Genomic DNA, 13,341 nt, shown 5'->3' with positions numbered 1-13,341 from the left:
TTATGATACTGGCAGAATGAAATCCTGCCCTACAAATCGTAAAACTGCCTCGATCGGTTGATACGCAGATCCCGCAGGATACCGGCCTTAGGATTGATCGTAATACTGAACTGCCGGAAAGTACCAAACGGTATCAGGTTGATAGACATCTGCCAACAATGCAAATCCCTCGATATATACATATTCGTATAGGCGATCTGCATATTGGTAAAGTCAAAACCACTGTTCAAACCTATCTTCCATTTGGGCGTGAGACTAAAATCGCCGTTGAAACTAACATATTGAGTAATTCTCCTTACTACCCCTCCCGAATCCGGAATAATAGTGTTCGTATAAGCAAGGCTATAGGAGAGATCCACCCGCCACGGAATATCAAAATCCACATACTCGCCAGGATTTGCACGTACCATGGCCAGCTGCCGCTGCTGCGCAGCAAACGCAGCATCTTTGCTTTGCGCATTCTCAATAGAGTCGATGGTTTGTTCTTTGGCTTTGCTCTTCTTATCCTTCGACTGGAAAGAAGTACTCATCGATATACTGGCGTTGGTTAAACGTCCCAGGCTGATCTTGCCCTGCTGCCAGATGAGTTTGTCGATCCGGCGGCCACGGGCATCGGTCTGGTAAGGATCCAGGTTACCGCTCGCGGAAATGTTCAGTTTATCGAACAAGTTGGTACGTGCGTAAATAGAAAAAGTCGACAGTTTAAAGGAATCGGCTACCAGGTTGTAGTTACCATTGATACCGAAACCATCCAGCAATTTGACTTTCTTCTCGTGGTTGCCGGTGGTGTCTTTCCGGGAAAATACCTTCATCTCCAGGTTATTGTCCAACCCGAAGTTGATACCGCCAAAGGTTCCGGGGCTTGGTACGCCTATGATCGCTCCATCAAAGTCAGACATCGGGGTTTTATCTCCCTCCTTATTATACTGTACCAGGCGGTAATAACTGCTGGACAAGTCCGGGCGGTAGCTCGCACTCAGCGTAGGACGCATCACATGACGGATAGCCTTCACCTTGGAATGCTTGGCAAACGTGTACATACCATACAGGGCGGTCGACAACGACATACTGGCACTTACGTCGCGTGCGGTGAAAAAGCCCGCCTGGTAAGTGGTATCCAGGGCCCCCTTATCACCCGTACCCAGGTTAGGTTTGTTGGGATTCCAGTTACGAATAAATTTCTTGGCGTACCAGTATTCTGAATAGTTGATACCCGGCGATAACGTAAATGTCTTAAATACAGGGATAGAGAAAGAGATAGGCACGCTGTGCTGTATACCCGTTTGCATCGCATCAAACATCTGTTGCCGGCCAAACAGCGAATCCTTGAAGTTGGCCTGGTTACGCAGTACACCATTATAGGAAATCCCTATCTTCTCATACCATTTAGGCTTGCCTACCATTTCCTTCGGCTGAAAAGGATAGATGGTATTTACCGTGAAGGTCGCATCCGGGAAGGAAATCGACACATCGCGGGTGCTCAGGTTCTGCGAATGGTTCAACCCCATCGTCAGGTTATAAGGCTTACCTATCCAGCTTTTGGAGAAAGTAATGGAAGACCCGATATTGTTATTTACACGCGTGTTATAGTCGTATACGTTATAGCGGTTATAAGATGAAGTACCAAAGTTAACGGCGGCGCCAAAGTTAACACCAGGGCGGGCTTTACTGTCCATGCTATGATTCCAGGTAATCCGGAAATCTTTAGAGGTGCTGAACTCCGACTTTACCGCCGGATCGCCGAAACGGGTGTTGGCGAAGCTGAGGTTCAATCCACCATTGTATTTGTACCTTTTCCGGTACGTGGGACTGGCCGTCAGGCTCCAACTACCGTAGGAGTATACATCCCCTCGCATGGTAAGGTCAAAATGCTCCCCAAGGCCAATATAGTACCCCCCGTTTTCCAGCCCGATCCCTTTCTGTTGGTTCACCACATACTGCGGAGGCAGGATACCGGAGCGTTGCCCCTGTGTAATGGGGAAAATGGCAAAGGGGATAAAGAGGGGAGTGGGAATCCCTTCAATTTCCAGGTTTGCCGGACCGGAAATCACTAATTTATCAGGGATAACCTTTATTTTGCGTGCGCGAAAGCTAAAGTGGGGCGTATCCAGGTTACAGGTAGTGTATCCGTTTTTGAACCCAAAAATGGTATTATCTGCCGCTTTTTTGGTTTGTGCACTGTGGATATAGCCTTCGCCGTACTGGGAACGGGTATTATAGATCTTTGCTTTCTGGGAAGTAAAATTGTACTTAAGGGTGTCCGACTCAAAGCTCTGTCCTCCATCGTTCATGATAGGACCCCCAAACAGCTTGCCAGCAGTGTCTTTGGCGTTGGTAGCTTCGAGAATGCCGGTCTCCTGGTCGAAATTCATCTTTTCGGCCGTCAGGTCGATCGATTTATATTTGGTATTGGCGCTACCATATAAATAAAAGCGTTTATCCGGCACCATCAGGATGATAGAGTCCTTGGCCTTATAATGTACCGGGGCATCCAGGGTATCCTTGGAAATTTTCGGCACAAACAGCGTATCTACCGTTGTACCTTTGCTGGTATCCGCATCTGGCGACAAGATATTGGTATCTGCTCCAGGGACCGCCACCGGAACAGGGCGTTTCACTTTGGAGCTGTCCTTACGGACAACCGGCTGGATGGTATCTGCCAAATTTTTGTTAAAAAATGAAAAAGCTTGCGGCCTGGAGCCTGCAACTGCATCTATAATAAAAGGAATGGCAATCAACATACCGGCAAAAACCAGGTATGTCCGTCGGAAAAACTTTTTATAATTATTTTTGTAGCTAGCGTTCATGTGTTACGGCGGCCACAAACCTACAAGATTTTATACAATTTATTACAAAAGGTAACTTGTAATGTTTGAAAACACTTATATTGAAAGGTAGTCGAAACTCGCATGGAGAGAGAAGATGATTAATTTAACAGATAAACTTATTTTTTTATTTTTTGTGAAAAACAGCACCCATTAAAATGAGAATCATGCGCTGGAACCGATTTTGGATTTTAGGACTGGGAACACTATTCACCTGTACCTTTTTCATTCAGGCCAAAAACAATCCCGTTACCAGGAAACAGGATAAGCCTATACGAACAATTGTAATAGATGCCGGCCACGGCGGTGAAGATCCCGGCGCCAAAGGTAGCTATTCTACTGAAAAACAAGTCACCCTCGAAGTAGCCCTCAAACTAGGGAAAATCCTGGAGGAAAATATGCCCGATGTAAAGGTGGTGTATACACGAAAAACCGACCGTTTCGACGATCCCCGCAAAAAAGCCCAGATCGCCAACGACAACAAAGGTGAACTATTCGTGTCTATCCACTGTAACTCTACCGGCAAAATCCGTAAAGTAACCGGGTATAAAACCGTATACCATAGGAAAGGGAAAAGGAAAATTGCCTCCAAACAACCTATCTACGCCTATTATCCCAGCAATGCCAAAGGAACTGAAACTTATATCTGGGCTACCAGTAAAAACAACGCCAAAATGGAATCCCTCAAACAGAATTCCGTTATCGTACTGGATGCCAACTCCGAAGAAACAAAACAGCTGATGGATGATACCGATCCCGAAACCTTTATCCTCTTAAATACCCTGAGAAACGCCTACTTCGACCAAAGCCTCCGCCTCTCTACCCTCATTGAAGATGAATTCACCCGGGTAGGTCGCATCAGCCGCGGCGCCAGACAGAGAAATGAAAAAGGTATCTGGGTCCTCTCCGCTACCGCCATGCCCAGCGTACTCGTGGAACTCGGCTTTATCAGCAACCCGGAAGAAGAAGACTACCTCAACTCCGGCAGCGGTCAGCAAGAATTGGCCAACTGTATCTATAAAGCCATTAAACGTTACCGCGAAGAACTCGACAGGTTTACCAACAACCGGAACAGCTCACCCGCTACCTCCCGGATCAATACCAGGAGCAACAACACCCTGCTCAAACCAGGTAAACCCGCAAAGAACCAACCGGTTCCCGGCGATGGCTATTGCGTACAACTCTTGATCACCGACAAACTTTATAAACCAGGAGCTTCCATTTTCAGGAAGCTCCCTGGTGATATCAACCGGCAGTCAGTTGTCATGAATAAAAAAAAAATGAACAAATATATGTGGGGACGCTTCAAAACAGATCAACAAGCCTCCAACGCCCTCCGCAAAGCCCGCAAGCTGGGATTTAAAGGCGCTTTCGTGACCAACTGCTAATTTCCCCCTGCTCCCCCATCCCCCACCAGTATTTACCCCTTCCCCCGCTTTTTTATTACCAACATTTTTACCCGACTACGCCCCGTGCATGCTTTTTGATTATTTTTGCGTGAACGTATACGAATCTCATGCTCAAATTATCTAATGAAACCAAAGTGGGTATACTGACGGTGCTGGGTATAACCTTACTTGTGCTGGGCTTTAATTTATTGAAAGGAAAAAGCCTGTTTTCACATAATAAAACCATTTACGCCGTATATAAGCAGGTGAACGGCCTGCAACCAGCCAATGCGGTACAGGTAAATGGACTGGTGGTAGGTAGCGTTACCAACCTCGAAGTAATGGGCAAAGATGCCTCCAGGATATTGGTTACCATCACCATCACCAAAAAAATTGATCTCCCGCGCAACTCTGTTGCCCGTATCAGCAGCGACCTGCTGGGGACCAAAACAGTACAGCTCGACCTGGGTAACGCCAGCGAATATCTGAAAAGTGGCGATACCCTCTACGCTGCAGTAGACGGCTCTATCACAGACGCCCTAAAAGAACAGCTCAGCCCCCTGGTTAAAAAACTGCAAGGAACCCTGTCTAATATCGACTCCGTGCTGCTCAGCGTAAATGGTATCCTCGATACTACCGCTAAAGGCAACCTCCAGGAAGCCATCCGAGGCCTTAACATCACCATGCGCAACTTCTCACATACTTCCGCCTCCCTCAACAATATGCTGGATGCGGATAAAGGAAGTGTGTCCAAAACTTTCAATAACCTGGCGTCTATTTCCGGTAACCTGAAAGATAATAACGCGAAAATTACCGGTATCCTCGACAATGCCCAGAAAGCAACCGACGCACTGGCTAAAGGTAATATCGATAAAACACTGCAACAACTGCAGCAAACCGTCAATAACCTGAACCAGACTATCGGCAAACTCAATACCACCGACGGTACCGCCGGCCTGTTGCTCAATGATAAGAAGGTATACAACAACCTCCAGTACTCACTGGGCAACCTGAATAAGCTGCTGGAAGACCTCCGCGTCAATCCAAAACGCTATGTTCACTTCTCCCTGTTTGGCAAAAAAGATAAAACGAAACCGCTTCCTTCTGATACAGCAGCGGCACAATAATTAAGAATCAATGCATCGATACATAAAATCAGGGATCTTCCTGGCCGTCATCTGCTTCTTCGCAATGTCGGCCAGCGCCCAGTTTCCGGCTAAACCTGCGCCGAAAACCGGATCTGTTATTGAAATTATTCACGCAGACACACTCATCATATATGAACGCGACTCCGTAAGCCTCACCCGCTTCGTAGGCAGCGCCATATTCAAACAGGGAACTACCCTGTTCAACTGCGACAGCGCCGTAAAAAATAATAAAACCAACATTATCGATGCCTATGGCAATATTCATATTAACCAGGCAGACAGCATCCACATCTACGGTAACTACCTGAACTATGATGCCAACACCCGCATTGCACTGCTCCGGGATAACGCCAGGCTCACAGATGGTAAAGTAACCATCACCGGCCCGGAACTGCAATATGATATGAACGCCAAAATTGGTTCGTATACACAGGGCGGACGCCTCGTCAACGGTAAAAGTGTACTCACCAGCGAACAAGGTTATTACTACACGGAAACAAAAGAGATGCATTTCATGCAGAATGTTTTGCTGGTAGACCCGGAATATACCCTCAGCACCAACGAACTTCTCTATAACACCGGTACCAAAATAGCCACCATCATTGCCCCCACCACGATCAACAACAACGATAAAAGTACCATGTACGCTACCAGCGGCTACTATGATACCGATAAAGGATATGGCAATTTTGGTAACCGTCCCACTATCGAAGACAGTACCGGCACTATTACTGCCGACAACATAGAAATGGATAAACTCACTGGTATGGCCTATGCCACCGGTAACATGGTGTATAAGGATACCGCCCGCAAAATGTCGCTGCTGGCCAACAGGGGCGTGGTAAATCAACGCGAAAAAACCATACTCGCTACCCAAAAGCCACTGCTCATCATGGAAAAAAATAAAGATACGCTGTACATGGCTGCAGATACACTGTTCTCCGGTGTCATCAAGCCAGACGATAGCCTCTCTATTCCATCTGTAGCAGGTTTAAAACGTATTCCCGAATCACCCACCAAAAACCTGAGAAGCCTGCAAACAATCAGGCCTCCCGACAGATTCACGGCCACCATTTCCCCGCTCACTAAAGGCGATGCCATTGCCCGGAAACAGGAAAACAACAATATTGCACCCAACGTATCCGTATTCATGGCCGATAGCGCATTGGCCAAAACCAAACAGACATTCGATTCGGTGAAGATGAAAACGATGAAAGTAGCCCCCCCGGCTAATGTAGTGATGCACGATTCCCTCCCGGGTATCAAGCATCACGCCGACAGCATGGCACTGAGCGCACCAAAGGATACCAGCGAACAACGCTATATTCTCGCGTATCATCACGTAAAAATATTTTCCGATTCCTTGCAGGGCGTGGCCGACAGCGTATTCTACTCCTCCAGGGATTCTATATTCCGCTTCTATGGCAAACCCGTTTTCTGGTCTAACAACACCACCCAGCTGAGCGGCGATACCATCCTGATGTTTACCAAAAATCAAACAGCAGATAAAATGTTGTTGAAAAACAACGGCTTCATAATCAATGAAGCCGGTCCCGGTATGTACAATCAGATTAAAGGCAGCATTATCACCGGCTACATCCTTGGCGAAACACTCGACTGGATGCATGTGGAAGGGAATGCCGAAACCATCAACTATATAAAAGACCAGGCAGGCGCCTATATGAGTGTAAATAAAGCACAATGCGCCATTATCAATATCTACTTTAAGAAAAGTGAAGTGAACAAAGTAGTCCTCGTCAAAGACCCCGAAGGGGTCGTATATCCGTTTACCCAACGTCCGTTAGACCAGCTGCAACTGGAAAATTTCAAATGGGACATTAAACGGCAACCTAAGAGCAAATACGAGTTAATGCAATAATTTCCAGATATAGCAGGTAACATCATTTCTGCCTGCTATACCCGGAAATACTTCCTCACAAAACCATACACTGTGCTAAAGAGCTCTATCAAATTAATTCATAAGACCCTGTTGTCGCCACTTTATGTGTTTTTCAAAGACAGTCGCGCAGTGGGAATTGTACTCATTGCCTGCACCGTCATTTCTATGGTGCTGGCCAATTCAGGAGTACAAACGGATTATGTAGGGTTCTGGAATAATTTGTTTGACCCCAACACCGGGCATCACTATCAATATCGCGCGCTACATCTGCCCAACTCCTACCTGTTATGGATAAACGATGGCATGATGGTGTTGTTCTTTTTTCTTGTAGGCATGGAAATCAAACGGGAACTAACCGTAGGTGAGCTATCTTCCCTGCGTAAATCTATTTTGCCTGTGTTGGCGGCCATTGGCGGTATGTTATTTCCTGCTGTCATTTTCGCTGTTATTAATAAAAACACCTCCTTCACCCATGGCTGGGGCATCCCGATGGCCACTGATATTGCCTTCTCCCTGGGTATCTTGTCCCTGCTCGGCAGAAGAGTTCCCGTAGGTCTTAAAATCTTCCTGATGGCGCTGGCCATCATCGACGACCTCGGCGCCATTCTCACTATCGCCATATTTTATACGCCCCACCTGGATGTAAAATACCTGTTGATAGGAGGCGGTGTATTCTTGATTCCACTATTGCTGAATTTCTTAAAAGTGCAACGGCTCATCCTGTATTTTATCCCCGGAATTGTGCTGTGGTATTGCCTCTTCAATTCAGGTGTACATGCTACCATCGCGGGGGTATTACTGGCATTCTGCATTCCACAGGATAAGATATCCGACTTGGTACATGGTTTACATGATCCGGTCAACTTTATCATCATGCCCATCTTTGCATTGGCCAACACCGCCATACAGCTCCCGGCCGATATTGGCGCAACCCTGCACAACGAAATCAGCTATGGCATCCTGGCAGGCCTGGTGCTGGGCAAACCACTGGGAATTTTCACTTTTTCGTTTCTTGCGGTTAAATGCAAATGGGCATCCCTGCCATCCAAAGCCGGATGGCCACAATTATTGGGCGTTGGGCTCATCGCCGGAATAGGTTTTACCATGTCTATTTTTATCTCTTCCCTGGCTTACGAGGAACGTGATTTACAGATCATTGCGATCATTTCTGTGATCGTTGCGTCGCTATTGGCAGGCATCGCCGGCTTCATTTTTCTCCGCCTCATGAAACCGGTTGGCACTGTTCTTGTAAAGCATCCTTGATTTAATTTTCGTCGTGCATACTTTAGGAAAAAAGCCACCGTTTCTAAACGTGTATTTTACGGACCATTCAAAAAACACATCTATGAAAAAAGTCGTGTTACTTTTCAGCATGATCGCTGTACTCGCGATACAGGCTAACGCGCAAAAAAGAAGTTACAAAAGCAGCGATCCTTCCAACTATAATACCGCTTTAGGTATTCGTCTGAATCCATGGATAGTTGGATTTACTGTTAAACATTTTATCCAGGGACCTCATGCCATTGAAGGACTGGTAACTACTAACCACGAACACAGGAATAATGTGACTGTTACCGGGTTATACGAATACAACTGGAATATTGGCGTACCTCAACTCGTGATGTATGCGGGTGGTGGTGCACATATCGGCTTCTACGACCGTCGCGATTATGACTGGGATCGTTATGTGGAAAAAGGTAAAGGTACTTACGTATCCCCCGGACTGGATGGTATCATTGGTATCGAGTATACCTTCAAGAAATTTCCTTTAAACATCAGTGCTGATCTGAAACCTTACGTACAGTTTGTTGGACCCACCAACTACATGGGTGAGGAGATTGGCGGTGTGTCTGCCCGGTTTGCTTTCTAAACCCGCTGACCACTTCATTACAAACGGATCATGAGGCAAGCATGGTCCGTTTTTTTTATGTTCCCTATTTTGAAGTAATTTTATTACATGAAAATCTTCTCTGCCGCCCAAATCCGCGAAGCCGATGCCTTCACGATCGCCCATGAGCCGATCAGCAGCGCTCAACTGATGGAAAGGGCCGCCGGCAAATGTGCGACGTGGCTGGAAGAACATTATGCTCCCCACTACCCCGTATACATTTTTTGCGGGAAGGGAAATAATGGGGGAGATGGATTAGTAATGGCCCGCCTGTTGCTCGATCATGGCTATAAGGTCAGCACCGGCATATTGCAATATGGCGCCCAGGCCAGCGCCGACCACCAACTGAAGCTGGAAGCCCTGCAGCAGCAATACCCTGCCAGCCTGTATGCCATAGGTGATGTATCAGATATCCCTACCCTGCCACCGGATGCGATTATCATAGACGCTATTTTCGGTACCGGTATGAGCCGGCCCATAGAAGGATGGCTGGCAGGTGTAGTACATCATATCAACGGACAACGCGGCAAACATACCATCGTTGCCATAGATATGCCTTCAGGGCTCCGGGCCGATGAAAGCAGCGTGCAACAAACGGTGATACAGGCTCATCACACCTTAAGTTTTGAATGTTATAAACTCGCTTTCCTGCTCCCGGAAAATGCAGCGTACACCGGAGAAGTACATATACTCCCGATAGGACTGCATCCGGACTATATAACGCATACGCCCACACGATATTTGCTCGCCGATCCGGGTATAATTCAAACTATTTATCAGCCCCGCAATCCTTTTGCCCATAAGGGAACTTACGGACATGCACTGCTCATAGCCGGGAGCTATGGTAAAATGGGCGCCGCGGTATTAAGTGCCAGGGCATGCTTACGCGCCGGTGTGGGACTGCTTACCTGCTATGTGCCGCAATGCGGCTATAACATCATGCAGCTCAGCGAGCCATGTGCCATGTGTGTCACCGATGAAGATCCGCATTATAGTCTCCATTTTCATCGCAGCATCAACCCCGCCACTTACAAAGCGATTGGTATAGGCCCTGGCCTGGATACCCAACCCGGTACAGCCAAAGCCCTGGAACATTTGCTGGACAGCTATCAACAGCCAATGGTCATTGATGCCGATGCACTCAATTTACTTTCCGTATATCCGTACCTGTTATATAAGATACCGGCAGGTTCTATACTCACGCCGCATCCCAAAGAATTTGAGCGGCTATTTGGCGCTACTCCCAACGAAGTAGCACGCCTGGAATTGTTATCTCAACAGGCAATCAAACTACAGGTGTATATCCTGCTCAAAGGCCGGTATTCTGCCATCGCCTGCCCGGATGGCGCTGTTTATTTCAATAACACCGGCAATCCCGGTATGGCCACCGGGGGCAGCGGCGATGTGCTCACCGGTATACTTACCGGTTTGCTGGCACAGGACTATAGCCCTAAAGCCGCCGCTATCCTGGGCGCCTGGCTGCATGGGTTTGCTGGCGACCTGGCCGCTGCCCACCTGTCGCAGGAAGCCATGACTGCCGCCGACATCATCCAATGGCTCGGAAAGGCTTTCCTGGAAGGCATTTAACCCGTTCCCTGCTGTCACCATGGCAATAAAGTCTGATGGCTTCCTATCATATAATCATTTTTCCCACTCCAAGGTTATTTTTTACGGCCAAATCCTTGCTCATGGCGAAGGTGTTTAATATTTTTCCAGATGCTCTACACAATTAATAATTTATGTTTTATATTCATTTGAAATATTTTTTTGAGAATCCTATAATTTTTTAATTACTAAACTTTTTTGTCAACCAGTATTAATAAATTTCGCGTACATGAGTATAGTTTATCTCGTTCCTTGTTTTGGATTATTGGCTTTGCTATTTACGGCTGTTAAAAGCGCCTGGGTTACACGACAGGAGGCTGGCAATGAAAAAATGAAAGAGATAGCGCAGCATATTGCTGAAGGGGCTATGGCATTTCTGAAAGCTGAGTATAAAGTCCTTATTTACTTTGTTATCATCGCGGCCCTGCTGTTAGGCTATATGGGCGCAACACATGAAAATTCACACTGGTCTATTGCCCTGGCCTTTGTGGTAGGCGCCGTATTTTCGGCTACTGCCGGCTTCATAGGCATGAGGATCGCCACCAAAGCCAATGTGCGCACTGCACATGCGGCACGTACCAGTCTCGCCAAAGCACTGCAGGTATCCTTTACCGGCGGTTCTGTGATGGGGATGGGCGTGGCCGGCCTGGCAGTACTCGGGCTCGGATCATTGTTTATTATATTGAAATCATACTTTGGCGCTGCTGCCAATACCGCTGAAATGATTAAAACCATTGAAGTACTCACCGGGTTTTCACTGGGCGCCGAAAGTATCGCCTTGTTTGCCCGTGTTGGTGGCGGTATCTACACTAAAGCAGCCGATGTGGGCGCCGACCTGGTAGGTAAAGTAGAAGCAGGCATTCCTGAAGACGATCCCCGCAACCCTGCCACCATTGCCGATAACGTAGGCGACAACGTCGGAGACGTAGCTGGTATGGGCGCCGATTTGTTCGGTTCCTATGTAGCTACTGTACTGGCTACAATGGTGCTTGGCTCCGAAACCGTGTCGCAGGATGCGTTCGGAGGCATCGCACCCATACTTCTACCAATGATTATTGCCGGCGCCGGTATCATCTTCTCTATTATCGGTACCCTCTTCGTAAGAATCAGCGATAACGCCGGCCTCAATACCGGCGTGGTGCAGAAAGCGCTGAATATGGGTAACTGGGGTTCTATTATTTTAACGGCGATTGTTTCTTACTTCCTGGTGAACTGGATCCTGCCGGATAACACTATGACACTGCGTCATCACGAATTTACCCGCGGACAGGTATTTGGCGCCATTATGATAGGCCTCGCGGTAGGCACTTTGATCAGCATCATTACCGAGTATTATACCGCCATGGGTAAACGTCCGGTAAAATCTATCATCCGCCAATCCGCTACAGGTGCCGCTACCAATATCATTGGTGGTTTGTCGGTAGGTATGGAGTCTACGATGTTGCCTATCCTGGTACTGGCCGCAGGTATTGCCGGCTCCTTCTCTATGGCAGGACTATATGGTGTAGCCATTGCAGCTGCCGGGATGATGGCCACCACGGCTATGCAGCTCGCAATCGATGCTTTCGGTCCTATTGCTGATAATGCCGGCGGTATTGCCGAAATGAGCGAATTACCGAAAGATGTAAGGGAAAAAACAGATATCCTCGATGCGGTAGGTAACACCACCGCCGCTACCGGTAAAGGTTTTGCCATTGCCTCTGCAGCCCTCACCGCATTGGCGCTCTTTGCCGCCTTTGTGGGTGTGGCAGGCATTCCCGGTATCGATATCTATAAAGCTAATGTATTGGCTGGCTTATTTGTAGGCGGTATGATTCCATTCATTTTCTCCTCCCTTGCCATTGCTGCCGTAGGTCGCGCTGCGATGGCCATGGTAGAAGAAGTACGCCGCCAGTTCCGCGAAATTCCTGGCATTATGGAAGGTACTGGCAAACCGGAATACGATAAATGCGTGGCCATTTCCACCAAAGCTTCGATTCGCGAAATGATGCTACCCGGAGCTATTGCCCTCATCGCCCCTCTGCTGGTAGGTTTCCTGGCTGGCCCGGAAGTGCTGGGCGGATTCCTGGCCGGTGCTACTGTAAGCGGTGTGTTGATGGGTCTCTTCCAGAACAACGCGGGCGGAGCCTGGGATAACGCCAAAAAATCGTTCGAAAAAGGGGTGGAAATCAATGGCGAAACCTATTACAAAAAATCTGAGCCACATAAAGCCTCCGTTACTGGTGATACCGTAGGCGATCCGTTTAAAGATACCTCCGGCCCTTCTATGAACATCCTCATCAAATTGATGTCGATTGTTTCCCTGGTTATTGCCCCCACCCTGGCTGAATTATACCATACCAAGATGCCACCTGTACCAGTGACTACTAAAACAGAAACGGTAAAACCAGCTGCTAAAGCGCCCGACGCCAAAGCTACTGCTTACCTTTTAAAGAAATAAGTATCAACGATTTAAAATAAAAAGCCCGTCAGCGCTTCATGTTGACGGGCTTTTTATCTTAAATCTTTACCGGCCTGAATTCCCCTTTCCGCTAAAAACAAAAATTTCATTTGGTAGTTAATATTATTCGTTTACCTTTGTACTGTA

The 13,341-nt window shown here is 47.5% G+C and carries 8 protein-coding genes; 7 read left to right on the top strand and 1 reads right to left on the bottom strand.

Features of this window, described 5'->3' with window-relative positions; genetic code table 11:
* Window positions 1–29 precede the first annotated feature (29 nt).
* Complete coding sequence (locus FHW36_RS29460; protein WP_145674970.1) at window positions 30–2,663, bottom strand: putative LPS assembly protein LptD; 2,634 nt, start codon at window positions 2,661–2,663, stop codon at window positions 30–32.
* A gap of 329 nt (window positions 2,664–2,992) precedes the next feature.
* On the opposite strand from FHW36_RS29460, the gene FHW36_RS29455 reads away from it, so the two are divergent.
* The 7 genes from FHW36_RS29455 to FHW36_RS29425 all read left to right on the top strand — a co-directional run bounded on the left by FHW36_RS29455 (window position 2,993) and on the right by FHW36_RS29425 (window position 13,194).
* Window positions 2,993–4,213 (top strand): N-acetylmuramoyl-L-alanine amidase family protein, encoded by a 1,221-nt coding sequence (locus tag FHW36_RS29455; protein ID WP_186452674.1) that lies wholly within the window; start codon window positions 2,993–2,995, stop codon window positions 4,211–4,213.
* Between the two features lie 128 nt (window positions 4,214–4,341).
* Complete coding sequence (locus FHW36_RS29450) at window positions 4,342–5,340, top strand: MlaD family protein (protein ID WP_145674968.1); 999 nt, start codon at window positions 4,342–4,344, stop codon at window positions 5,338–5,340.
* Between the two features lie 10 nt (window positions 5,341–5,350).
* The gene (locus tag FHW36_RS29445) at window positions 5,351–7,240 is read left to right on the top strand and encodes an OstA-like protein (RefSeq protein ID WP_145674967.1); all 1,890 of its coding nucleotides are present in this window, start codon (window positions 5,351–5,353) and stop codon (window positions 7,238–7,240) included.
* Window positions 7,241–7,312: 72 nt separating this feature from the next.
* Window positions 7,313–8,524, top strand: a complete 1,212-nt coding sequence (nhaA, locus tag FHW36_RS29440) for a Na+/H+ antiporter NhaA (protein WP_246121256.1) — start codon at window positions 7,313–7,315, stop codon at window positions 8,522–8,524.
* A gap of 82 nt (window positions 8,525–8,606) precedes the next feature.
* Window positions 8,607–9,131: a hypothetical protein gene (locus tag FHW36_RS29435; protein ID WP_145674966.1), complete on the top strand. Its 525-nt coding sequence runs from the start codon at window positions 8,607–8,609 to the stop codon at window positions 9,129–9,131.
* 87 nt (window positions 9,132–9,218) lie between these two features.
* Window positions 9,219–10,736, top strand: coding sequence for an NAD(P)H-hydrate dehydratase (locus FHW36_RS29430; protein WP_145674964.1), 1,518 nt, complete (start codon window positions 9,219–9,221; stop codon window positions 10,734–10,736).
* 247 nt (window positions 10,737–10,983) lie between these two features.
* Complete coding sequence (locus tag FHW36_RS29425; protein ID WP_145674963.1) at window positions 10,984–13,194, top strand: sodium-translocating pyrophosphatase; 2,211 nt, start codon at window positions 10,984–10,986, stop codon at window positions 13,192–13,194.
* The last annotated feature ends 147 nt before the right edge of the window (window positions 13,195–13,341 follow it).

Origin of the sequence: Chitinophaga polysaccharea (assembly GCF_007829335.1) — a bacterium.
In the GTDB taxonomy this organism is placed as follows: domain Bacteria; phylum Bacteroidota; class Bacteroidia; order Chitinophagales; family Chitinophagaceae; genus Chitinophaga; species Chitinophaga polysaccharea_B.
The sequence above is the reverse complement of the archived record's forward strand: the minus strand, read 5'-3'. Positions and strand labels throughout refer to the sequence as shown.

Coding starts and splice junctions, on each gene's coding strand:
- FHW36_RS29455 (WP_186452674.1), top strand. CDS start 2,993: ATGCGCTGGAACCGATTTTGGATTTTAGGACTGGGAACACTATTCACC.
- FHW36_RS29450 (WP_145674968.1), top strand. CDS start 4,342: ATGCTCAAATTATCTAATGAAACCAAAGTGGGTATACTGACGGTGCTG.
- FHW36_RS29445 (WP_145674967.1), top strand. CDS start 5,351: ATGCATCGATACATAAAATCAGGGATCTTCCTGGCCGTCATCTGCTTC.
- FHW36_RS29435 (WP_145674966.1), top strand. CDS start 8,607: ATGAAAAAAGTCGTGTTACTTTTCAGCATGATCGCTGTACTCGCGATA.
- FHW36_RS29430 (WP_145674964.1), top strand. CDS start 9,219: ATGAAAATCTTCTCTGCCGCCCAAATCCGCGAAGCCGATGCCTTCACG.
- FHW36_RS29425 (WP_145674963.1), top strand. CDS start 10,984: ATGAGTATAGTTTATCTCGTTCCTTGTTTTGGATTATTGGCTTTGCTA.